This is a genomic window from Streptomyces sp. 3MP-14 (assembly GCF_006334905.2).
Classification (GTDB): Bacteria; Actinomycetota; Actinomycetes; order Streptomycetales; family Streptomycetaceae; genus Streptomyces; species Streptomyces triticirhizae.
In genome coordinates, this window is the sequence record NZ_VDLZ02000027.1 from 14,758 (window position 1) to 37,949 (window position 23,192).

Below are 23,192 nucleotides of genomic sequence, written 5' to 3' on the forward strand. Positions count from 1 at the left end.
CCCATGCCGGATGCGGCCAACTCCCCTGGCGCACGGCCCACGTTGCGGGACGTCGCCCAGCGGGCCGGGGTGAGCGCGATGACGGTCACCCGGGTCCTGCGGGAGGACAGCCGCGTCTCGGCGGCCACCAGGGAACGGGTCCTCGCCTCGGTCGCCGAGCTGGGCTACCGGCCCAACACCGTCGCCCGCAGCCTGCGCCTCGGGCGGGGCAGCGGCCTCGTCGGCCTGGTGGTGACCAACCTGGCCAACCCGTTCTACTCGCGGCTCGCGCTCGGCGTGGACAGCGTCGTCGGCCCGCACGGGCTGAAGACGGTGATAGGGAACACCCGGCAGAGCGTGGAGCACGAACGGGACCTGGTCGCCGACCTGGTGGGCCGCCGGGTCGACGGCATCGTGGTGGTGCCGGCCGGCGGCGACCAGCGGCATCTGGCGCAGGCGGCGGCGCAGGGCGTGCCGGTGGTCTGCGCCAGCCGCCCGCCGGTGGGCTTCCCGGCCGACCATGTGCTGGTCGACGACCACGGCGGCGCGAGGGACGCCACCGAGCGGCTGCTGGCCCTCGGCCACCGCAGGATCGGCTTCCTCGGGCCGCCGGCCTCGGTGCACACCAGCGTGGAACGGCTGCGCGGCTACCGGGAGACGCTGGCCGCCGCCGGCGTCGCGGCGGACGAACGGTATGTCCGCCAGGGGCCGGTGGACGTGGCGGCGGCCGAGGCTGCGGCCGGCGAGCTGCTGGCGCTGGCCGAGCCGCCGACCGCGCTGTTCTGCTCCAACAACCGCAACACGATCGGCGCCTTCCGCGCGGTGAGCCGGGCCGGGCTGACGACCGCGCTCGCCGGGTTCGACGACTTCGAACTGGCCGACATGCTGGGACTGCCGCTGTCCGTGCAGTCCTACGACAGCGACGAACTCGGCAGTGAGGCCGGGCGGTTGCTGCTCGACCGGCTGCGCGGCGGGGCGCGCGACGCCCCGCCGCGCCGGGTGGTCCTGCCGACCCGCGCGATCCAGTACGGCACCCCGCGCCCGCTCGCCTGACTCACTGACGGACCGTCAACACCCTTGCGCGGTCAGGCCGCCAGGTGCTCTGCGAAGAAGTCCGTCAGCCGGTCGACCGCCCGGTCCACGGCGAACGGCCGGTCGTAGAGGTCGACATGGGTGGCGTCCTCGACCAGGAACAGTTCGGCTGTCTCCCCGGCCCGCGCGACCGCGCCCTCGCTGAAGCGCAGCGTGAGGGCCCGGGTGCCGGCGATCATCAGCAGCGGCCGGGGCGCGATCCGCGCCACGCCGCCGAACGCGTCGTACTGCGCCAGGAGTTCGGCGCTGCGGGCCAGCCAGTGCCCGGTGGAGCGGGGGTGCTGGGCGCGCGGGGTGCGGTAGTAGTCGAAGAACTCCCGCACCGGCGCCGGGGTGGCTTCGTCCACCGTGTCGGGCACCGCGTTGACCGTGACGAGCGGCCGGCCAGCCGCCTCCTCGGTGCGCAGCCGACCGGACTCCTCGACCATCCGCCGGAAGCCGTCGGGGTCGGCGTCGCGGAAGAACGCGGTCACGTCGGCGGCGCTGACGGTGGCCACGGCCCGCATCCGGTGGTCGGTCTGCGCGGCGAACGGCACATAGCCGCCCGAGGCGCAGATGCCGAGGACGCCGATCCGGCCGGCGTCCACCCGGGGGTCGTCGGCCAGGTACGTCACGGCGTTGCGAACGTCCTCGGCGCGCTGGAACGGGTCCTCCAGGCCGCGCGGCTCGCCCTCGCTCGCGCCCTGGTAGGCGGCGTCGAAGGCCAGCGCGACAAAGCCGCGCTCGGCCAGCCGCCGCGCGTAGAGCCCGGCGGTCTGCTCCTTCACCCCGGTCATGGGGTGGCCGACGACGATGGCGGGAGCCGGCTCGGCGGGAGCCGGCTCGGCGGGAGCCGGCTCGGCGGGAGCCGGCTCGGCGGGAGCGCCGGCGGGCGGGGCGTCGGGGGTGTACAGGTGCCCGGCCAGGGTCAGGCCGGAACTGGGGAAGGTGACGTCGGTCCTTGGCACCGGTGGTCTCGCTCTCTCTGCGCTCGCTGGGGCCGCCGGGGCCCGGTGGGTGGGTGGGGCCGGGTCCCGGCGATGGGTCGCCCGGGTCCCGACGGGGCGGTCGGCCACGTCTCGACCGTCGCACCCGGCCCCCGGGCGGAAAAGGGGCGGATCGGGGCCCCGGACACGGCTGTCCTGGGACAGAAACGTCCCCCCTCTGTCCGGGCCCCCGCTCTGCGACACTCGGTGCCATGAGCGGTGACGGCCGAACCAACGAACTGGGCGCGTTCCTGCGGGCGCGCAGGGCCGAGTTGACCCCGCGCGAGGTCGGGCTGCCCGACACCGGCCCCCGGCGGCGGGTGCGCGGGCTGCGTCGCGAGGAGGTCGCCGTCCTGGTCTCGATCAGCACCGACTACTACACCCGCATCGAGCAGGGCAGGCGGCAGGCGTCCGAGCCGGTGCTGGCCGCGTTGGCCCGGGTGCTGCGGCTGGACGAGGAGGAGCGCGCCTACCTGCTGGAGCTGGCGGGCCGGGGCGGGGCCGCGCGGCCCCGCCGCCGGGCCGAGCGGCGCGTCCAGCCGGCGCTGCGGCGGCTGTTGGCGGAGCTGACCACCACGCCCGCCCTGGTCCTCGGCCGGCGGATGGACATCCTGGACTGGAACCCGATGGCCGCCGCGCTGCTCACCGACTTCGCGCGGGTGCCGGAGCGGCACCGCAACTACATCTGGCTGCTCTTCTCCGACCCGGCGATGCGGGCGCTCCACGCGCACTGGGAGGAGTCGGCGCGGTCCTGTGTGGCGATGCTCCGTGGCGAGGCCGGCCGCGATCCCGAGGACCCCCGGATGGCCGCGCTCGTCGGCGAACTCTCCGTCCGCGACGACGACTTCCGCCGCTGGTGGGGCGACCACCGGGTGGCGGCGCGGGTCGGCGGGAGCAAGACGCTGCGCCACCCGGTGGCCGGCGAACTGGTCCTGGACTGGGACACGGTGGCCAGCGTGACCGCCCCCGAGCAGCAGCTGGTGCTGTGGACGGCCGAACCCGGCACGCCCACCCACGAGGGGTTGCGCTTCCTCGCCTCCTGGGCCGGGGACGCCGCGCGCTCGGCGCCGCCGTCCGCCCGGTGAGAACGCGCCGCTCCCGTTGAGGACGCGCCCCTTCTATGAGGACGCGTCCGCCCGGCGCGGTCCGGGCGCCCGGACGCGGACCGGGCGCCCGGACACGGGACATGGCGCCCCGGTGAGGAATCTTTCACTCGATAGAAACATGTGACCCGACTCCGCAACACGCTGTTCTCGCGGTGAGCCCACTGGCCGAAATCGTTCGCCGGAACCCTTTCGGATCAGTTGATAGAAACCTCCATCGCGGGAGTGGATGTGACATCCGAGCCAGGCGGAGCCGCTGCCGGCACCGCCACCACCGCCGGGGCCAGGGCCCACGCCCGGGCCCAGCACGGGCGCCGCGCGCCGTACACCCGGTACGTTCCACCGCACGAGGCGCCCCAAGTCCCGGGCGCGGAAGGCCCGTTGCCCTCCGAGTTCACCTGGGCCGAGACGGTGGCGCCCGGCGGCTACACCACCGCCGTGCTGGCGCGCGGCACCCGGCTGCGGCTCACCGACCCGGCCGGCGATGCCTGCGCGCACCTGCTGCTCTACCGGGCGGACGCCCCGTGGGAACGGCTGAATGTCGCCGACACCGTCAAGGTGCCCTGGCAGGCGTACCCGAGCACCGGGCATCCGCTGCTCAGCGGCTTCGGGCGGGTGTTGGCCACCGTGGTGGCCGACACCGCCGACGCGCACCACGACGCGTTGACCGGGACCAGCACGGCGGCCGGCAACGACGCGCGCTACGGCGCCTCGGCCCCGGAGTCCCACTGCCCCGCCGGGCGCGAGCTGTTCACGCTGGGCGCGCTCAAGCACGGGCTGACGGCCCGTGATATCCCGCCGTCCGTCTCGTTCTTCCAGGGCGTGCGGGTCAACGCGGCTGGCCGGTTCGACTTCCTGGGCTCGGCCGGTCCCGGCCGCTCCGTCGAGCTGCTGACCCATCTGGACACCATCGTGTTGCTGGCCAACACGGCCCATCCACTCGATCCCCGGCCGGAGTTCAGCTGTTCGCCGCTTGAGGTGCGGGCCTGGCGGGCCGAGGAGCAGCTCGCGGCGCTGGCGGCCGGGGAGTTGGTCGGCCCGCTGGGTCCCGAGCACCGCCAGGCCGTCGCCAACACCGAGGCCGAGCTGCTCGCCAGGGGGACCCGATGAACCCGACCGGACAACTCCTGGACTCCGCACCGGCGTTGGTGCCGGGCCGGGTCCTCGTCGACGAGGTGGTGGCGGCCAGGGCGCCGTGGTCGGCGGTGGTCGCCGCCGGCGATGTGCTGACCATCGTGGACCTGGCCGGCAACCAGGCGGTGGACTGCCTGCTGTACGCGGCGGACGACACCTCGGTGCGCTACTCGGCGCCGGAGACGATCCGCGCGCAGGGCGGCATCCTGCTGACCACCGGCTCGGTGCTGCGGGCCGACACCGGGCAGCCGCTGATGACCGTGGTGGCCGACGAGGTCGGCGCACACGACACGCTGGGCGGCGCCTGCTCCAAGGAGTCCAACACGCTGCGCTACGGCCAGCACACCCGCCACCAGCACGGCTGCCTGGAGAACTTCCTGCGCGAGGGCGCCAGGCACGGGCTGACGGCGCGCGATCTGGCGTCGAACATCAACTGGTTCATGAACGTGCCCGTCGACCCCGACGGGGCGCTGGGCATCGTGGACGGCCTCTCGGCGCCGGGCAAGCGGGTCGCGCTGCGCGCCGAGATCGACACGCTGGTGCTGGTCTCCAACTGCCCGCAGATCAACAACCCGTGCAACGCCTTCGATCCGACCCCGGTGCGGATGGTCGTCACGCGCCCGTCCCAACAGGCGGTGTCCGCATGAGTTTTGACACAGTGTTGGTAGCCAACCGGGGCGAGATCGCCTGCCGGATCATCCGTTCCGCGCGGACGCTGGGGCTGCGCACGGTCGCGGTGTTCTCGGACGCCGACCGGGGCGCGGCGCACGTTCATCTCGCCGACGAGGCCGTGCGGTTGGGCCCGGCGCCGGCCCAGGAGAGCTATCTGCGCGCGGACCTGGTGCTCGGGGCCGCGAAGGCCACCGGGGCCGGCGCGATCCACCCCGGGTACGGGTTCCTCTCCGAGGACGCGGCGTTCGCCTCGGCGGTGGCGGCGGCCGGGATGGTCTTCGTCGGCCCAACTCCCGAGCAGCTGACGGTCTTTGGCACCAAGCACACCGCTCGGGAGGCCGCCGTGGAGGCGGGCGTGCCGGTCTTCCCCGGCAGCGGGCTGCTGGCCGACGCGGCCTCGGCGGTCGCGGCGGCCGAGGAGATCGGCTACCCGGTGATCCTCAAGGCCACCGGGGGCGGCGGCGGGATCGGGATGCGGGTCTGCCGGGACGCGGCCGAGGTGCGCGAGCAGTACGCGGCGGTCAGCCGGCTGGCCGAGACCAGCTTCAGCGCCGCCGGCGTCTTCGCCGAGCGCTATGTGGAGCGGGCCCGCCATGTCGAGGTGCAGATCTTCGGCGACGGCACCGGCCGGGTGGTCTCGCTCGGCGACCGGGACTGCTCCCTGCAACGTCGCCACCAGAAGGTGTTGGAGGAGGCCCCGGCGCCCGGCCTGCCCGACGGGCTGCGGGAGCGGCTGCACGCGTCGGCCAGGGCGCTGGCCGCCTCGGTCGCCTACCGGGGCGCGGGAACGGTCGAGTTCGTCTATGACCCGCGCCGCCAGGAGGCATCCTTTCTGGAGGTCAACGCGCGCCTCCAGGTCGAGCACCCGGTCACCGAGGAGGTCACCGGCGTCGATCTGGTGGCCTGGATGCTGCGTCTGGCGCGCGGCGAACGCGACATGCTGGACCCGTTTCTGGCCCCCGGGCAGCCACTGGGTGCGGTGCCGGTGATCGGCCACGCCGTGGAGGCCCGCCTCTACGCGGAGGACCCGGCGCGCGACTTCCAGCCCAGCGCCGGCCTGTTGACCTCGGTGGTCCTGCCCTCGGGCCCCGGCGTCCGGGTGGACGGCTGGGTCGAGTCGGGCACCGAGGTCTCCACGGCCTACGACCCGCTGCTGGCCAAGGTGATCGCCTCGGGCCCCGACCGGGACGCGGCGCTGGACCGGCTGGGCGAGGCGCTCGCGGGCACCGCCGTGCACGGCATCGAGGTCAACCTGGGGCTGCTCGCGGCGCTCACCCACCATCCCGTCGTGCGTTCCGTCGCGCACGACACCGCGACGCTGGCCGGCGTCGAGGACCCCACGCCCCGGATCACGGTGACCCGCCCCGGGCTGCTCACCACCGTCCAGGACGCGCCGGGCCGGGTCGGGCTCTGGCAGGTGGGGGTGCCGCCGAGCGGCCCGATGGACGACCTGTCGTTCCGGCTGGGCAACGCGGCGCTGGGCAACGCGGAGGGCGCGCCGGGCCTGGAGTGCACGGCGAGCGGCCCGGCACTCAGCTTCAGCCATGCCACCACGGTCTGTGTCACGGGCGCACCGTGCCCGGTGACGGTGAACGGGGTGGCGGCCCCGCTCTGGGAGCCGTTCACCGTGCCCGCAGGTGGTGTGCTGGACATCGGCGCCGCCGCCGGGCCGGGGCTGCGCACCTATCTGCTGTTCGCCGGCGGTCTGGACGTGCCGGAGTACCTCGGCAGTGCCTCGACGTTCACCCTGGGCGGTTTCGGCGGGCACGCCGGCCGGGCGCTGCGCGGCGGCGACGTGCTGCGGACGGTGCCGGGCGCTGCGGCGCCCGTCGGGCCGGTGCCGGCCGACCGCAGGCCGGCGTTGACCGCCGAGTGGCAGCTCGCGGTGACCGAAGGGCCGCACGGCGCGCCGGAGTTCTTCACCCGCGAGGACATCGCGACGCTCTACCGCAGTGCCTACACCGTGCACTTCAACTCGGCCCGCACCGGCGTACGCCTGGAGGGCCCGCAGCCCACCTGGGCCCGCCCGGACGGCGGCGAGGCGGGGCTGCACCCGTCCAACATCCACGACACGGCCTATGCGGTGGGCGCCCTGGACTTCACCGGCGACACCCCGATCCTGCTGGGCCCGGACGGGCCGAGCCTGGGCGGCTTCGTCTGCCCGGTGACGGTGGTCAGCGCCGACCGCTGGAAGCTGGGGCAGCTGCGGCCGGGCGACACCGTGCGGTTCGTTCCCGTGCGGGCCGCCGCCGCGCCCGACCGGGCCGACCTCTCCCCCGTCCGTGGCGCGGCCCGCCCCACGGTGCGCTCGGCCGGCGGCGACGGCGACAGCGGGGTGCTGCTGCGCCGCGCCGGCCGCGACGGGGCCCCCGCGGTCACCTACCGGCGGGGCGGCGACGACCATCTCCTCGTCGAGTACGGCGAGATGGTGCTCGACCTGGCGCTGCGCGCCCGCGTGCACGCCCTGCACACCCGCCTTGAGGCGTTGAAGGAGCGCGGCGAGGCGCCGGGCATCGTGGATCTCACGCCGGGCATCCGCTCGCTCCAGATCCACACCGACCCCCAACTCCTCCCGCATGGACCGCTGTTGGACCTGCTCACCGGGATCGAGGAGGAGCTGCCAGCCACCTCGGAGCTGGTGGTGCCCAGCCGCCGGGTGCGGCTCCCGCTCAGCTGGGACGACCCGGCGACCCGGGAGGCCATCGAACGCTATATGACGGGCGTGCGGGACGACGCCCCCTGGTGCCCGTGGAACATCGAGTTCATCCGCCGGGTCAACGGCCTGGAGCGGGTGGCGGACGTGCTGGACATCGTCTTTGCCGCCGAGTACCTCGTACTGGGCCTGGGGGACGTGTATCTGGGCGCGCCGGTGGCCACCCCGCTGGACCCGCGCCACCGGCTGGTCACCACCAAGTACAACCCGGCCCGCACCTGGACGGCGGAGAACTCCGTCGGCATCGGCGGCGCGTACCTCTGCGTCTACGGGATGGAGGGGCCCGGCGGCTACCAGTTCGTCGGCCGCACCACCCAGGTGTGGAGCCGCTACCGGCGCACCCCGCCGTTCGCGCCCGGCACGCCGTGGCTGCTGCGGTTCTTCGACCGGATCTCCTGGTATCCGGTGAGCGCGGACGAACTCCTGGAGCTGCGCGCCGACATGGCGGCCGGCCGCGCCCAACTCGACATCGAGGACGGCACGTTCTCGCTCGCCGAGCACCAGCGGTTCCTCGCTGAGAACGCCGCTTCCATCGCCGCGTTCCGGGAGCGCCAGTCCACGGCGTTCGGCCGGGAACGGGCCCGCTGGGAGGCGGCCGGCGAGTTCGACCGGGCCAGGCGCGCCGAGTCGGCCGTCGTCCCACCGCCGGCCGAGGATCTTGTGGTGCCCGAGGGCGGGCAACGGGTGGACGCGCCGTTCGTCTCCAACGTCTGGCGGGTGGACGTCGCCCGAGGTCAACGGGTCACGGCGGGACAGCCGTTGCTCGCCCTGGAGGCGATGAAGATGGAGACCCTGGTGACCGCGCCCGCCGACGGGGTGGTCAGCGAGGTCGTGGTGGGCGCCGGCTCCCAGGTCGCGGCGGGCGACGCCCTGGTCGTCCTGGCCCCCGCCGAGGAACTGGCCGGGACCGGCGCATGAACACCCGTCAACTCGACCCCGCACAGGGTTCGGTCGGGAGGGACCGGCTGCGCCGCCGGCTCTGGCGGCGCGGCTGGATCGCCTGGCCGGACACCCCGCCGGACCGCACCACCGAGGTGCACTGGCTGCAACTCGACGCCGCCTACTGCGATCTGCGCCAGCCGCCGCCCCAACGGCGGGCAGCGGCACCCTCGTTGGAGACGTTGGACCACGACGGCGCGCTGACCCTCGCCCGCCAGGAGGCATTCGCCGGCGAACTGCTCGACCACGGCAGGTGGGTGGAGTGGACCAGGCCGCTGAGCCTCCACCCGCCCGGCGCCACGCCGGACGCGGGCCGGCTCCGGCTGGCCGCCGACGGCGCCCTGATCGAGACCGGGGTGCACCAGCCCTACACGGAACGCTGGTTGAGCCTCCCGCAGCCGACCGACCTGCCCTGCGAACGGCTGGCGCTGACCGGCGTCGACGGCGGTCCTGGGCTGCTGCTGCGGCTGGGCGACCGGTTCGGCTACCTGCGCGACCGGGCCCCGGGCGTGCTCGACCCGGCGGCGCCGCTGACCGAGCAACTGCACCACGTCCGGGGCGACCTGGGCCGAGTCCGCGCGCTGGTGGACTTCGAGCTGTCGCTGGGCCAGGTCGTCAGCACGCCAGAGCTGGGCGAGGTCTGGCGGATCACCCGCTCCACCCTGCCCTGGCGCGTCGGCCACGACCTCGCGCCCGCACCGGGACCCGACCTGGACCGGCTGACCGTCGCCGACCATGCGCCGGACGGCTCGCCGACCCGCCGCGCCTGGCACACCGCCCACACCCACCCGTGAGGAAGACCCATGCCGGAGCAAGTCCCCACCCCGCCCGAGGACTTCACCGAGATCCCGGTGATCGACATCGCCCCGCTGCTCGCCGACGACCACCCCGAGCGCGACGCCACCGTGGCGCGGCTCGGCGACGCGGCCCGCCGCGTCGGCTTCGCCCAGCTCGTCGGCCACGGCGTCGAACCGGCCGTCTTCGAGCGGCTGTTGGACGCCACTCGCCGCTTCTTCGCGCTGCCGCTGGACGAGAAGATGCGCTGCTACATCGGCGACTCGACCAACCACCGGGGCTATGTGCCCATCGGCGAGGAGGTGTTCGCCGGCGGGACGCCCGACCACAAGGAGGCGTTCGACCTCTCCTTCGAGCTGCCCGCCGACGACCCGCGCCACCTGGCCGGCAACCCGCTGCTGGGCCCGAACCGTTGGCCGGACCTCGCGGACTTCCGCGCGCCGGTCATCGCCTACTACGAGGCGGTCTTCGGGCTGGCCCGGCGGGTGCTGCGGGCCTTCGCGCAGACGCTCGGCGAGGCCCCCGACCGCTTCGACCGCCATGTCAGCGCGCCGCCCGCCCAACTGCGCCTGATCCACTACCCGTTCGACGCCTCGGCCCGGGACCGGCCCGGCATCGGCGCGCACACCGACTACGAGTGCTTCACCCTGCTGCGGCCCACCACGGGCGGCCTTGAGGTGATGAACGGGGCCGGCGACTGGCTGCCCGTGCCGTTCGTCGAGGACGCCCTCGTCCTCAACATCGGCGACCTGCTGGAGCTGTGGACCAACGGCGAGTTCACCGCGACCACCCACCGGGTGCGCCGGGTCCCGGCCGAGCGCTACTCGTTCCCGCTCTTCTTCACCGTGGACTACGACACGCCGGTCGCCCCGCTGCCCGCCTTCGTCACGCCGGAACGCCCCGCGCAGCCCCCGCTGGTCTCCGGCGAGCACCTCTTCGCCCAGACCGCGCAGAGCTTCCGCTATCTGCGCGAGCGGCTGGAGACCGGCTCGTTGACGCTGCCCGACGGCTCCCGCCCGCTGGCCTCCTTCGGCCGGGAGGCACGGACCCGCTCCGCCACGCCGACCGGCTGACACCCCAACTCCCCCCGCCCGCACGGCCCCCACCGCGCACCCGACACCGACGCCGGGCCGCCCCCGTTCCACCCATCTCCCCAACTCCCCGACAGGAGTGTCCACATGGTCATTGTCGGCGTCGGTGTCTGCATGGCGCTCATCGCGGCGATCGGAGTGCTCTCCGCCCGCCGGGTGCGCGGCGACTCCACCAACTACCTGGTGGCGGGCCGGAGTCTGCCCGCCGCGATGGTGGCGACCCTGCTCGTCTCCCAGGCCGTCGACTCCAACGCGACGCTCGGCAACGCCGATCTCGCGGCCGGCTTCGGCTTCTGGGCCGGCGCGGCGCTGCCACTGGGCCTGGCCCTGTGTCTGCTGCTGCTCGGCCTCTTCTTCGCCCGCCGCATCCGGGCCAGCGGCGCGGTCACCCTGCCGGAGTTCTTCCAGCGGCGGTTCGGCCAGGGCACCCGGCTGGCGGCCTCCGCGCTGACCGTAGGCAGCTTCGCGATCCTGCTGGCCGGCAACCTGGTCGCCGTCGGCTTCCTCTTCGAGCACTTCAGCGGCCTGAGCTACGCCACCGGCATCTGGCTGACCATCCCGCTCGCCGTGCTCTACACGCTCTTCGGCGGCATGTTCGCCGGACTGTCCACGGGGCTCGCCCAGTTCGCCCTCAACACCGTGGGCATCGTGGCGCTGACGATCTGGATGGCGACCAGCCACGGCTTCACCATCCCGGAGGGCCTCGGCCCGGGCGACCTGGAGCAGCTGACCTCGACCGAGCACGGCGCCGCCATCAACTGGGCCACGCTGATCGCGCTCGGCCTCGGCAACCTGGTCGCCATCGACCTGACCCAGCGCATCTTCTCCGCCCGCAGCCCCCGCGACGCCCGCACCGCCGCGCTCAGCGCCTCGGCCGGCATCGTGGTGTTCTGCCTGCCGCTCTCCTTCGTCGCGCTGGCCGCCGTCTCCGTGGTGGGCGACCGGGCGGCCGACGGGCCCATCCTCTATGTCCTGCTCGGCGACCACGCGCCCACCTGGCTCGCGGTGTTGGTGATCTCCGGCCTGCTGGCCGCCAGCCTCACCACCATCGGCGGCATCCTGCTGGCCACCTCCTCGGTCGTGGTGCGCGACGTGCTGCGCGTGGACGACGGCGCCGAGGTGATGACCCCGAGGGTGCTGCGCGCCACCCGGCTGGTGATGCCACCCATCGCGCTGGCCGCCACCGTGGTCGCGCTCCGGGTGCCACAGACCGGCATCCTGCTGACCCTGACGTTCGACCTGTTGCTGGCCAGCCTGATCGCGCCGTTCATTCTCGGAACGTTCTGGCGGCGCGGCGGGGCCAGGGCGGCCGGCGCGGCCATCGTGGTGGGCATCGCGGTGCGGTTGGTGTGCTTCGTGTTCACCCCGACCATCTACGGCACCGAGAACACGCTGCTCCATGTCTCCAACGACTGGCTCAGCTCGTCCATCGACGGCTGGTCGACGTTCCTCGCGGCCGGCGCCTCGCTGCTCGCCTATCTGACGGTCGCCGCGTTCGAGCCGGTGCCGGCGCGCAGGACCGAGGAACGGCCGACGGAGCCGACCGCTCCGGCGGCCGCCGATGCCGGTCTGGCGCCGGCCCGCTGAGCGAGGGTCGATGCAGGGCCGGCACCGGCCCGCCGAGCGACGGTCGATACAGGGCCGGCACCGGCCCGCCGAGCGGCCGACGGGTCGCCCCTGGCATCCTGGTGGCGTGAGCGGCACCAGTGTCCCGGGGCGACCCCGGCTCGCGACCAGACGGCGGCCCGGCCTGACGCCGAGGGAGGAAGTCCTCGACGCGGCGGGCGAGTTGTTCACCACCCGGGGCTATGCGGCGACCTCGACGCGGCGGATCGCGGAGGCCGTCGGGATGCGCCAACCCTCCCTCTACCACCACTTCCGCACCAAGGACGACATCCTGGAGGCCCTGCTCAGCGGCACCGTCACCGCGCCGCTGGCCATCGCCGACGCACTGGACCCGCTGCCGCTGACCGCACCGGTGCGGCTCTACGCACTCTGCCTGGCCGACGCGGGCCAGCTGTGGACCAGCCCCTGGAACCTCGGCATCCTCTATCTGCTGCCCGAGGTGCGCACCGAACGCTTCGCCCGCTTCCACCGGCAACGAGACGCCCTCCGGCTGCGGTACCGCGCGCTCTCCCAGGCGGTGCTCGACGCGCTGCCCCCGCAGGGCCCGGGCCACTACCGGCCCGACCCGGCCGACGACACGGTCTTCCGACTGACCGAGACCCTGCCCAACCTCCGCGCTGACGGGCTGGGCTTCCCGGATCAGCCGCGCCGCATCGCCGATCTCGCCCTGCACACCCTGGGCTGGCCGGGCGACCCGGGCGGGCACCACGACGAGGCCCAACGGGCGCTGGACGGCGTGGCGTTGACACCCCAGCACGCGAGCTGAACGTCCGTCAGCCGGACGGGGCGGCGGGCCCGGCCCGTGTGTCGCTCCGCGCTGACGGACCGTCACGCGCCCGATGATGAGGGTCACCGTCGAGGGCCGCCGCGCCCTCCCACGAGATGGGACCCGTGATGGCAGACAGCTCCTTCCCCGCACCCGACGCCGAACAGGGCCTGCTCGTCGCCCACTTCCTCACCGTGCGGGACGTGGCCCGCTCCCGGCACTTCTACAGCGAGGTCCTGGGCGGGGAGGTCGTCCTCGCCGAGAACCCGTGCACCGTGCGGCTCGCCAACAGCTGGATCATCATGAACCCCGGCGGCGGCCCCACCCCCGACAAGCCCGGCATCACCCTGGTGCCCCCGGCGGAGCCGAGCACCGCATCGGCCTTCCTCAACCTGCGGGTCGCCGACATCCAGGCCGTGTACCGGGAGTGGCGGGCGAAGGGGGCGGAGTTCCTCACCGAGCCGATCGACCGCGAGGCCGAGATCCGCTGCTATCTGCGCGACCCCGACGGCTATCTGGTCGAACTGGGCCAGGCGACGGGGATGCTGCGCGGGCACTACGCCAAGGCCGGCAACAGCGCCGACTGACCGGGGCGGCCCGGCGTGGCGCCGGGCGGGGCGGGGCGGGGCCGTCCCGGGCGGGCCCGCCCGGGGCGGGACGGGGCGGGGCGGGGCGCTGGGGCCGCTGGGCCCGTGACGGCCGGCGGGTGGGGTGCCCCGGTCAGCCGTCGGCGGCCGCGCGCAGCGCCTGGATGTCGAGCTTCTTCATCCCGAGCATCGCCTTCATCGCGCGCTGGGACCTGGCCCGGTCCGGGTCCGCGAGCAGCTCGGTGAGCACCCGGGGCACGATCTGCCAGAACAGTCCGTACCTGTCCTTGAGCCAGCCGCACTCGACCTCCTGACCGCCATCGGCGGTCAGCTTCGACCAGTAGTGATCGACCTCCTGCTGGCTGTCGCAGTTGACATACAGTGAGATCGCCTCGTTGAAGCGGTACTCGGGCCCCCCGTTGAGAGCGAGGTACCGCTGCCCCGCCAGTTCGAACTCGATGGTCATCACCGAGCCCTCCTCGCCGGGACCGACCTCGCCGTAGCGCTGTACGTCGATCACCCGGGAGTCGTCGAAGATCGACGTGTAGAGCTGGACGGCCTCCTCGGCCTGCTGGTCGAACCACAGAAACGTAGTGATCTTCTGCTGCATGACGGGCTTCTCCTCGCCGAACGCGGTGGGTGGTGAGGGGTAGACCCGCCGCGCACCGCGAACTCATCGTTCCCGGACGGGGCGCCGGCGCGCGCCGATGCGCGGGAGCGGGCGCGCGAAGCCGCCCGTGGGGCGGGCGGCGACGCTGGCGCGGGAGCCGAGGCGCGAGAGCGGGCGCGCGCCGGCGGGCGGGAACCGCCCGGCCCCGGCGCCGAGTTGGGCGCGGGCGCCCACAAACGGACACCGGTACGCCGGAGCCAGCGCGAGCGCGAAGCTGCCCGCCCCACGAGCTGCGAGCTGGGCGCGAGCGCGGGACGCCGGCGCGTGCCGAGCCGCGCACCGCCGGCCCGTGGCCGGGGGCCACGGGCCGGGGGCCACGGGCCGGTCTGCGACCGCTCAGTCGCCGTCGGCGGACTCGGCGATCCGGCGGGCGAGTTCGTCCTCGTCGAGCGCGCCGATGTTCTCGCCGTACAGCGCGTCGGGCAGCCGCTCGAACTCCTCCACCCGGCCGTCCCGCCAGGCGACGGTGAGGGTTTCGCCGTCGAGCGCCAGGGCCCCCTCGGAGACGTCCGGCGAACCGTCGGCGCCGGCGTGGGCCGGGCAGGGCTGGGCCGCCCCGCCCAGGGTGACGAGCCCCTGGTCGAGGAGGCCATGACAGGTGTCGGTGGGATCGGCGCTGGGGTGGAGGACCGCCTCGCCGAGGATGAACTGGAGCTTGACGGGCTGCCCGCCGTCCTCGACGACATACCAGGCGCCCTCGACGTCATCCGCGTCGGGCGCGTCCGTCTCGTCCGGCCCCGTCTCGTCCGCCCCGTCGCTCCCGCCGCCCGAACCTCCCGTCAGCTCGCCGCCCTCCGAGCCGCCGGACGAGGAGGCGTCCGAGGACGCCTCCTCGTCGTCACAGGCGGTCATCAGCAGTGCGGCCGCCAGGGCGGCCGGCACGGCGAACCGTATGGCCTTGCGCATGTGCTTCCCCTTGTGGGTTTCGATCTTGACCCACAGGAGGCTACGTGCTCACTTTCGGGCAAAAGCCCTGCAGAGAAGGGGTGTTACGGGTCTGTTTCGTTCCTTACGTGATCGATAACAAACGCTTTCCCTACCCACCCGTTCTTCTTCACCCTTTCTCGATTTTTCCGCCCTCTCGTGTTGTCACTGTGTGTAGCGATGGGGTAGATTCCCGGTGGAAAGTGACGGAGCGTAGCGGCCGCCGAGCGGTCGGTCAGCCGAGTTCCGCCGCGTAGGGGTCCCAGCCCTCTGGGAGCGGCGGCGGCGCGGGAAGGGGGGTGTTCACGGTCTCACTGGTGAAGGAGTGAGCCTCGGCCGAGTCGATGACGGCGGCCATGGTGTGCAGCACATGGAGTGCCAACTCGCCCGAGGCGCGGTGCGGTTCTCCGGTCCGCACGGCGCGGGCCATCTCCAGGACGCCGATGCCACGGCCGGCCGTGGTCCCGGTGACGGGGAGTTCGGACCACTCCTCGGCGCCGTGGGACCGCACGCGGACGGGCCCGGTGAAGGTGTTGGGGTCGGGCACGGCGAGGGCGCCCTCGCTGCCGATGACCTCGAACATGATCCGAGGAATGGCCGAGTCGAAGCTGAACACGGAGGCCGCACTCGGCCCGGAATGGAATTCGAGCAACGCGCTCACATGGGTGGGCACGTCCACGGGGAACTCCTCGCCCGCCTTGGGGCCGGAGCCGGTGGTCCGGCGGTCCCGGCCCCTGCGGGCGGCGGCGGCCACCCGGGACACGCCCCCGAAGAGCGCGACCAGGGAGGTGAGGTAGTAGGGACCTATGTCATAGAGAGGACCGGCGCCCGGCTGGTAGAAGAACGCCGGGTCGGGGTGCCAGCCCTCGGGGCCCAGGCTCTGGACGGCGGTGTGTGCCGCTATCGGGGTGCCGATCTGTCCGGACCGCACGGCGCGCAGTGCGGTCTGGATGCCGGCGCCGAGAAAGGTGTCCGGGGCGTTGCCCACCAGCAGTCCGCGTTCGGCGGCGGCGGCGAGGAGGCGCTCGCCCTCGGCGGGCTCGGTGGTGAGCGGCTTCTCGCCGTAGATGTGCTTGCCCGCCTCGACGGCGGCCATGGCCACCTGGGCGTGGGCGGCGGGCACGGTGAGGTTGACGACGATCTCGACCTCGGGCACGGCCAGCACGGTGTCGAGGTCGCCGGCCACCGGCACCTCGTGCTTGGCGGCCGCGCGGGTGGCGCGCTCCGGGTCGAGGTCGGCGACGCCCAGGACGCGGACGTCGGGGAAGTCGGTGAGCGCCGTCAGATAGGCGTCGCTGATGACTCCGGCGCCGACCACCGCGACGCCCACGGGGCCCGTGCTCATGCGGACTCCAGGGTGTTGAGGTAGGCGCGGCTGGCGGCGAGGGCCTCGAAGAGGTCGGTGTCGCAGCTGTCGAGTTCCACGATGCGCAGCGCGTCGGGGGCCGCCGCGAGGACCTCGGGTACCGGCATCTGGCCGGCGCCCACGGCGAGATGGGCGCCGTCCCTGGTCAACGGCCCGTCCTTGACGTGCAGGGCGCGGACCCGGTCGCCGAGGTCGGTCAGCAGGCGGGGCACGTCGGCGCCGCCGAGGGCGGCCCAGTAGGTGTCGACCTCCAGGAAGACGGCGGGGTCGAGGAGTTCGGCGAGGTGCTCCAGGGCGTGGCGGCCGTCGATCACGGGCTCCAGCTCCCACCAGTGGTTGTGGTAGCCGAGTTGGATGCCATGGCCGGCGGCGGTCCCGGCGAGCCCGTTGAGCAGGTCGGCGGCGCGCGCGATGCCGTCCCGGGTGGTGAAGTCCTCCTGGGCGATACCGGCGGGCACAATGGCCAGTTCGGTGCCGATGGTGTTGACGGCGTCCAGCACCGGGCCCGGCTCGTCGTCCTTGAGCAGGGCGATGGCGTGGATGGCGGGCACGGTGAGGCCCAGTTCGTCGACGAGGCGACGGAAGCCCTCGGGATCGTTGGTGGGGTCGTAGGGTTCGACGGCGGTGTACCCGATGTCGGCGATCCGGCGCAGTGCGGCGTCGCGATCGGTCGCGAGCGCCTCGCGCACGGTGTAGAGCTGAACGCCCAGTGGTTCGGGCATGGTCAGGGCCTCCCGGAGGGAACGTGAAATGCGGCCAGAGAGGACGATAATGCGCTTTTCGTTCCGGACGCCAGGGGCTATCGATCACGAACCGAACCAATCCGAACGTGCCCTCTCCGCGCTTCGCCAACCCCCGCAGCGCGACCGGTTCTTCCGGACGCGGCGCCCGAGGCGCGTCCCACCGCCGGGGCCCGGCGGGGGCGAGCGTCCACCTGGTGGACGGCGTCGTTCCGATTTCACATCCCGTCCCGTTCCGGCAACATCACCCCAACTAATCGTCCCTTCAGGCGAGTTGGGCGTCACACTGTTGCCTCCCCATGTCCGCCGCACGACGGCGTCGCCGGCGTGCGGGCCGGGGCTCTCCGGCCGCCTTGACCCCTCGCTCAGGCGTTCGCTACGTTCCCCGACATGCGGACCTCCGAGCAGTTCACCGAGCGCCGCGCCGTCGATCTGATGCGCGTGAGCACCTCTCTCTGTCGCTGATCACTGATCGCTGATCCCTCCGCTTCCGGCCCGCGCCCGCACCGACGCCGACGCGGCCGCTCCCCCATGAGCCGCGGCGCACGGCGCCGCCTCCCGGTGCCCGCCCCCGCTCGCGGTCTCCCTGGTCACACCGACCACACCGGCCACACCGGTCTCGCGGGCCTCCCCAGCCGACGGGTCCCCCGACCCAACCGGCCGGTCTCCCCTGCCCCGTGACGCCGCCCCGGCGTGCCCCCGTTCCGCTTCCATCACCCGTTTCGTGGCGTTCTCTCACCCCTGGAACCACCTATGCCCAGACATGGCCTCCTTCCGCGCTTCCCCGCCGCCCGCCTGCGCACCGCCCTCGGGGCGTCGCTGCTGCTCGGCTCGCTGCTGCTGACGTCCGGCTGCGCCGAGGACTCGGCCACCGCGAGCGCCTCCGACCTCGCCGACACCCCCATCCCTGAGACCGTCTCGCCCGACACCAAGCTGACCATCGGCGCCCCCGAGGCCGAGGTCGCCCTCGAACTCTCGGGCCTGATCGACGAGATCCCGTTCGAGGTGGAGTGGGCCAACCTCAGCGGCGGCCCGCAGTGCTCCGAGGCGTTCCGCGCCAACTCGCTGGATGTCTGCTCGGCCGCCGAGATCCCCTCCATCCACGCCCACTGGACCGGACTCGACACCAAGCTGGTGGCGGCCGAGTTCCGCCAGGACCCCATCGCGAACCCGATCTACCAGCTGGGCATCGCCCCGGGCACCGAGGTCAACGAGCTGTCCGACCTGCGCGGCAAGAAGATCGCGTTCAGCCCGGGCCAGGCCCAGGGCGCCCTGATCCTGCGGGTGTTGGAGGCGGCAGGACTGACCCGCGAGGACGTGGAGCTGGTCGAGCTGCCCAGCACCGGCGACGTCTACCCCACCGCGCTCGGCAGCGGCCAGGTCGAGGTGGCGCCGCTCGGCTCGGTGCACATCCGCCGCTATGTCGAGCAGTACGGCGACGAGGGCGGCACCCTGGTCCAGCACGGCCTGCGCGACGACCCGGGCCATCTGTGGGTGCCGACCGAGTCCGTGAGCGACCCGGAGAAGGCGGCGGCGATCAGGGAGTTCATCAGGATCTGGGCGCGCGCCCAGGTCTGGGTCGACGAGCACCCCGAGGAGTGGATCGCCGGCTACTACGTCGCCGACCAGGGCCTGACGCCCGAGGACGGCGCCTATCTGGTGGAGCAGAACGGCCACCCCGACATCCCCGCCGACTGGACCGAGGCCATCGAGCGGCAGCAGCAGACGATCGACCTGCTCGCCGAGGAGTTGGGCAACGAGCCCTTCGACGCGGAGATCCTCTTCGACCGCCGCTTCGAGACGGTCGCCGCCGAGGCGGTCGCCGACTACTCCTCCGTGGACGACGCCGGGGACGACGCCGAGAGCGGCACCGGAGACGGCGCCGGGGACGACGGCGCCCAGAACGGCGAGCAGGACAACGGCGAGGCGGAGGAGGGTGGTTCCCAGTGAGCACCGACGTGTCGGGGCGCGAGGCCGCCGAAACCGAGGCCAGGACGGCGGCCCCCGCCCCACAGCGGCCACGCGGCGCGTCCCCCCAGCGCCGGCCGGCCCCGCCCCGACGGCGGCGCGGCCGACGGCTCGGCCCGGGCCGCCCCATCCCGTTCGCCTGGGGCATCGGCCCGCTGCTGCTCCTGGCGATCTGGTCCGGGGGCTCGGCCGCCGGCTGGATCGACGAGCGCAACCTGTCCGCCCCCTGGGACGTGGTCGGCACCGCCGTCGAGCTGATCGAGGACGGCCGCCTCCAGGACCACCTGTGGGCGTCGACCGAACGGGCCCTGTCCGGGCTGGCGTTCGGCGTCGCGGCCGGCCTGGTGCTGGCCCTGGTCGCCGGCCTGAGCCGGCTGGGCGAGGGCATCATCGACGGCCCCGTCCAGATCAAGCGGTCCATCCCGTCCCTGGCCCTGATCCCGCTGCTGATCCTGTGGTTCGGCATCGGCGAGTCCATGAAGATCATCACCATCACCCTCGGCGTGCTGGTCCCCGTCTACATCCACACCCACAACGGCCTGCGCGGCATCGACAGCCGCTATGTCGAACTCGCCGAGACGCTCCGGCTCAGCCGCTGGGGCTTCCTGCGCCACGTGGTGCTGCCGGGCGCGCTGCCCGGGTTCCTGCTGGGGCTGCGGTTCGCCGTGACCTCCGCCTGGCTCTCCCTGGTGGTGGTCGAGCAGGTCAACGCCACCAGCGGCATCGGCTACATGATGGAACTGGCCCGTACCTACGGCCAGACGGACGTGATCCTCGTCGGCCTGGTGGTCTACGGACTGCTCGGCCTGCTCTCCGACGGCCTGGTGAGGCTGGCCCAGCGAAAGGCACTGTCATGGCGACGCACCCTGGCGGACTGACCACCGCCCCGGCCCCGGCCGTCCGAATCACCTCGCTGGTACGGGAGTTCGCCGGCCGCCGGGTCCTGGACGAGCTGGACCTGAACATCGCGCCGGACGAGTTCGTGGCGCTGATCGGCCGCAGCGGCTCCGGCAAGAGCACCCTGCTGCGGGTGCTCGGCGGCATCGACCACGAGGTCACCGGCTACGAGGAGTTGACCGCGCCGGAGAACGTGTCGGTGGTCTTCCAGGACGCTCGACTGCTGCCCTGGAAGCGGGTCCTCGACAATGTCGCGCTCGGCCTGCCGGGCGCGGACGCCGAGACCCGCGCCAGGACCGCGCTGGCCGAAGTGGGCCTGGCCGGCCGGGAGAACGCCTGGCCCGTTGAGCTGTCCGGCGGCGAGCAGCAGCGCGTGGCGCTGGCCCGTTCCCTGGTGCGGGACCCCGAACTCCTGCTGGCCGACGAGCCGTTCGGCGCACTGGACGCGCTCACCCGGCTGAGGATGCACGCGCTGCTCAAGCAGCTGTGCGCCCGGCACCGGCCGGCCGTGCTGCTGGTGACGCACGACGTGGACGAGGCCATCGCGCTGGCCGACCGGGTCGTGGTCCTCGACCACGGCCGGATCGCCGCCGACCTGCGCGTCGACGTGCCCGCCCCGCGCAGCCCGGGCACCGCCCGCTACGCGGCGCTGCGCGACGAGTTGCTGACCCTGCTGGGCCTGGACCCGACGGCCGGCGCCGAGGCCACGCCCGAGGCCGGCACCGAGCCCGCCGCCGACCCCGGCGCCCCCCAGCCCACCGACTCCACCCCGAAGAACGCGAAAGGCAGCGACTCGTGACGCCGCGTCAGCTCCGTCTGAACCTGTTCATCTACCCCGGCGGCCACCACGAGGCCGCCTGGCGCTACCGGGGCTCGGCCCCCGAACGGCTGCTGGACATCCACTACTACCAGGAGATCGCCCGCCGGGCCGAGGCCGAGAAGTTCGACGGGATCTTCCTCGCCGACGGGCCGGCGCTGGCCGACAACGTCCGCTACGCCAGCCGGTTCCGCCTGGAGCCGTTCACCTCGCTGGCCACCCTGGCGGCCGTCACCGAGCGGATCGGGCTGATCGCCACCGCCTCCACCACCTACTTCGAGCCCTACAACCTGGCGCGGCTCTTCGCCTCGCTCGACCACCTCAGCAACGGCCGCGCCGGCTGGAACATCGTCACCACCGGCGCCCCCCAGGCGGCGGCCAACTTCGGCCTGGACGCGCACCCGGTGCACGCCGAACGCTACGACCGGGCACGGGAGTTCGTCGAGGTCGTCACCAAGCTGTGGGACAGCTGGGAGGACGAGGCGCTGATCGCCGACCCGGAATCCGGCCTCTTCGCCGACACCGACCGGGTGCACCCCATCGACCACCGGGGCAGGCACTTCACGGTGCGCGGCCCGCTCAACATCCCCCGCACCCCGCAGGGTCGGCCGGTCTATGTCCAGGCCGGCTCGTCCGAGGACGGCCGCTCCTTCGCCGCCGCGCACGCCGAGGCCGTGTTCACGGCCCATCAGACCCTGGCCAGCGGCCAGGAGTTCTACGCCGACCTCAAGCGCCGCGCCGCCGCCCTGGGCCGCGACCCGGAGCAGCTGCTGATCCTGCCCGGCATCAGCCCGTTCATCGGCTCCACGGAGGCCGAGGCGCGGGCCCTGCACGACGAGTTCAACGAGCTGACCCAGCCCGAGTACTCGCTCCAGATGCTCCAGCGCATCCTCGGACTGCGCCTGACCACCGACCAGTTGGACGGCCCCGTGCCGCGCGAGCTGATCGAGACGGGCGGCGAACGCGGCAACGGCAGCAGGTTCCAGGTCATCCTCGACATCATCGACCGCGAACAGCCCACGGTGCGGCAGCTGTTGCACCGGCTGGCCGGGGCCCGTGGCCACCGCGTGGTGGTCGGCACACCGGAGCAGGTGGCCGACCAGATCCAGGGGTGGTTCGAGAACGGCGCCGCCGACGGCTTCAACATCATGCCGCCGTGGCTGACCGGCGGCTTCGACGTCTTCGCCGAGCAGGTCCTGCCGATCCTGCGGCAACGCGGCCTGTTCCGCGAGGAGTACACCGGCCGCACCCTGCGGGAGCACTACGGACTGCCGCGCCCCGAAGGCCGGTTCGCCTCAGCGTCCGACGCGGCGCCCGACCTGGTGCCGACGGCCGCCGGCTGACGCCGCCGACGCCGCACGCAGGACGAAGGAACCTCCGCCATGACCCAGAGCACCGCTCCCCCGCTCGTCACCCCCGGCGACCCGTCCCCGACCGAAGCCGACGCGTCCCCCGCCACCTCCGCCCCCGCCCCCGCCCCCGCCTCGACGGAGCGTTCCCCCGGCCGTTCCCCCGCCCGCTCCGCCGGCCGCTCTGCCGCCCGCTCCGCCGGCCGTTCCCTGGCCGGGGCCGCCCTGGCGGCGGCGCTCCGGCTGCGCCGGGTCAGCGGGCTGCTCGCCGTGCTCCTGCTGTGGTGGCTGGGCTCGGGCCAGGGCTGGCTCGGCTCCACCACCCCCTCCCCCGGCAGCGTCTGGAGCGCCGCCGTCGAGCTGATCCGCTCCGGCGAGTACACCCACCACCTGGGTGTCTCGCTGGAGCGGGTCGGCAAGGGCCTGGCCATCGGCATCCCGCTCGGCATCGCGCTGGGCCTGGCGGCCGGCCTCACCCGGGCCGTCGAGGACGTCATCGACGCGCCGATCCAGGCGTTCCGGATGCTGCCGCACCTGGCGCTGGCCCCGGTGTTCATCATCTGGTTCGGCATCGGCGAGACGTCCAAGACCATGCTGATCCTGATCGGCCCGATCTTCCCGCTCTACATCAACGTCCTGCACGGCATCCGTGGCGTGGACAACCGGCTGGTGGAGGCGGCCCGTTCGTGCGGGCTGAGCCGCTGGGGCCTGACCCGGCGGGTGATCCTGCCCGGCGCGCTGCCGCAGATCCTGGTCGGGCTGCGCCAGGCGCTGGGCATCGGCTGGCTGACCCTGGTCGTGGCCGAGCAGACGGCGACCACCTCCGGCATCGGCTATCTGATGACCGACGCCCGCGAGTTCCTGCGCACCGACGTGATGTTCGTGGTGCTGGTCACCTACGCGCTGCTGGGCGTCCTCTCCGACCAACTGGTCCGGCTCGTCGAACGGCGCGCCCTGGCCTGGCGCCGGGGCTACACCGGCCGCTGAACCACCCGCGCG

General features: G+C 73.6%; 20 protein-coding genes. 15 read left to right on the forward strand and 5 right to left on the reverse strand.

From position 1 onward, the window contains the following. Nucleotides 1-3 precede the first annotated feature (3 nt). The gene (locus FH609_RS30100) at nt 4-1,032 is read left to right on the forward strand and encodes a LacI family DNA-binding transcriptional regulator (RefSeq protein WP_139675345.1); all 1,029 of its coding nucleotides are present in this window, start codon (nt 4-6) and stop codon (nt 1,030-1,032) included. A gap of 32 nt (nt 1,033-1,064) precedes the next feature. Here the strand turns inward: FH609_RS30100 and FH609_RS30105 are convergent, their stop codons facing one another. Further along, nucleotides 1,065-2,018 carry an alpha/beta hydrolase gene (locus FH609_RS30105; protein ID WP_193318125.1) on the reverse strand — a complete coding sequence of 318 codons (954 nt, stop codon included), beginning with the start codon at nt 2,016-2,018 and terminating at the stop codon, nt 1,065-1,067. A 230-nt stretch (nt 2,019-2,248) separates the two neighbouring features. On the opposite strand from FH609_RS30105, the gene FH609_RS30110 reads away from it, so the two are divergent. From FH609_RS30110 to FH609_RS30150, 9 genes are all read left to right on the forward strand, one after another. After that, nucleotides 2,249-3,121 (forward strand): helix-turn-helix domain-containing protein, encoded by an 873-nt coding sequence (locus FH609_RS30110; RefSeq protein ID WP_139675349.1) that lies wholly within the window; start codon nt 2,249-2,251, stop codon nt 3,119-3,121. A 249-nt stretch (nt 3,122-3,370) separates the two neighbouring features. Further along, nucleotides 3,371-4,249, forward strand: a complete 879-nt coding sequence (locus FH609_RS30115) for an urea amidolyase associated protein UAAP1 (protein ID WP_193318126.1) — start codon at nt 3,371-3,373, stop codon at nt 4,247-4,249. After that, complete coding sequence (locus tag FH609_RS30120; protein ID WP_139675352.1) at nt 4,246-4,920, forward strand: urea amidolyase associated protein UAAP2; 675 nt, start codon at nt 4,246-4,248, stop codon at nt 4,918-4,920. The genes FH609_RS30115 and FH609_RS30120 overlap by 4 nt, the downstream gene beginning before the upstream one ends. Next, a complete protein-coding gene (gene uca, locus FH609_RS30125) occupies nt 4,917-8,576 on the forward strand; it encodes an urea carboxylase (RefSeq protein WP_139675354.1) in 3,660 nt (1,219 codons plus the stop codon). Before FH609_RS30120 ends, uca begins: the two co-directional genes overlap by 4 nt. Next, complete coding sequence (locus FH609_RS30130) at nt 8,573-9,391, forward strand: hypothetical protein (protein ID WP_139675356.1); 819 nt, start codon at nt 8,573-8,575, stop codon at nt 9,389-9,391. Before uca ends, FH609_RS30130 begins: the two co-directional genes overlap by 4 nt. A 9-nt stretch (nt 9,392-9,400) precedes the next feature. After that, entirely contained in the window at nt 9,401-10,465 is a 1,065-nt protein-coding gene (locus FH609_RS30135; RefSeq protein ID WP_139675358.1) for an isopenicillin N synthase family dioxygenase, read from the forward strand. Between the two features lie 105 nt (nt 10,466-10,570). Then, the gene (locus FH609_RS30140) at nt 10,571-12,070 is read left to right on the forward strand and encodes a sodium:solute symporter family transporter (RefSeq protein WP_139675360.1); all 1,500 of its coding nucleotides are present in this window, start codon (nt 10,571-10,573) and stop codon (nt 12,068-12,070) included. 106 nt (nt 12,071-12,176) lie between these two features. After that, nucleotides 12,177-12,875: a TetR/AcrR family transcriptional regulator gene (locus tag FH609_RS30145; protein WP_226962059.1), complete on the forward strand. Its 699-nt coding sequence runs from the start codon at nt 12,177-12,179 to the stop codon at nt 12,873-12,875. 128 nt (nt 12,876-13,003) lie between these two features. Then, nucleotides 13,004-13,462, forward strand: a complete 459-nt coding sequence (locus tag FH609_RS30150; RefSeq protein WP_139675364.1) for a VOC family protein — start codon at nt 13,004-13,006, stop codon at nt 13,460-13,462. A 133-nt stretch (nt 13,463-13,595) separates the two neighbouring features. Here the strand turns inward: FH609_RS30150 and FH609_RS30160 are convergent, their stop codons facing one another. The 4 genes from FH609_RS30160 to FH609_RS30175 all read right to left on the reverse strand — a co-directional run bounded on the left by FH609_RS30160 (nt 13,596) and on the right by FH609_RS30175 (nt 17,144). Continuing rightward, on the reverse strand, nt 13,596-14,072 hold the full coding sequence (locus tag FH609_RS30160) for a VOC family protein (RefSeq protein WP_139675366.1): 477 nt from the start codon (nt 14,070-14,072) through the stop codon (nt 13,596-13,598). Between the two features lie 396 nt (nt 14,073-14,468). After that, entirely contained in the window at nt 14,469-15,038 is a 570-nt protein-coding gene (locus FH609_RS30165; protein ID WP_139675368.1) for a hypothetical protein, read from the reverse strand. Nucleotides 15,039-15,291: 253 nt separating this feature from the next. After that, nucleotides 15,292-16,401, reverse strand: a complete 1,110-nt coding sequence (locus tag FH609_RS30170) for a Gfo/Idh/MocA family protein (protein WP_139675370.1) — start codon at nt 16,399-16,401, stop codon at nt 15,292-15,294. Continuing rightward, nucleotides 16,398-17,144 carry a sugar phosphate isomerase/epimerase family protein gene (locus FH609_RS30175; protein WP_139675372.1) on the reverse strand — a complete coding sequence of 249 codons (747 nt, stop codon included), beginning with the start codon at nt 17,142-17,144 and terminating at the stop codon, nt 16,398-16,400. The genes FH609_RS30170 and FH609_RS30175 overlap by 4 nt, the downstream gene beginning before the upstream one ends. 771 nt (nt 17,145-17,915) lie before the next feature. Between FH609_RS30175 and FH609_RS30180 the strand changes: the two genes are divergently transcribed. From FH609_RS30180 to FH609_RS30200, 5 genes are read left to right on the forward strand one after another with little or no spacing between them, the layout of a single operon-like run. Then, the gene (locus tag FH609_RS30180) at nt 17,916-19,112 is read left to right on the forward strand and encodes an ABC transporter substrate-binding protein (protein WP_139675374.1); all 1,197 of its coding nucleotides are present in this window, start codon (nt 17,916-17,918) and stop codon (nt 19,110-19,112) included. Next, nucleotides 19,109-20,008, forward strand: a complete 900-nt coding sequence (locus FH609_RS30185) for an ABC transporter permease (protein WP_226962060.1) — start codon at nt 19,109-19,111, stop codon at nt 20,006-20,008. The genes FH609_RS30180 and FH609_RS30185 overlap by 4 nt, the downstream gene beginning before the upstream one ends. Further along, nucleotides 19,984-20,826, forward strand: coding sequence for an ABC transporter ATP-binding protein (locus FH609_RS30190; RefSeq protein WP_139675377.1), 843 nt, complete (start codon nt 19,984-19,986; stop codon nt 20,824-20,826). The genes FH609_RS30185 and FH609_RS30190 overlap by 25 nt, the downstream gene beginning before the upstream one ends. Further along, on the forward strand, nt 20,823-22,187 hold the full coding sequence (locus FH609_RS30195) for an LLM class flavin-dependent oxidoreductase (protein ID WP_139675379.1): 1,365 nt from the start codon (nt 20,823-20,825) through the stop codon (nt 22,185-22,187). The genes FH609_RS30190 and FH609_RS30195 overlap by 4 nt, the downstream gene beginning before the upstream one ends. 39 nt (nt 22,188-22,226) lie before the next feature. Continuing rightward, nucleotides 22,227-23,180 (forward strand): ABC transporter permease, encoded by a 954-nt coding sequence (locus FH609_RS30200; protein ID WP_139675381.1) that lies wholly within the window; start codon nt 22,227-22,229, stop codon nt 23,178-23,180. Nucleotides 23,181-23,192: the final 12 nt, after the last annotated feature.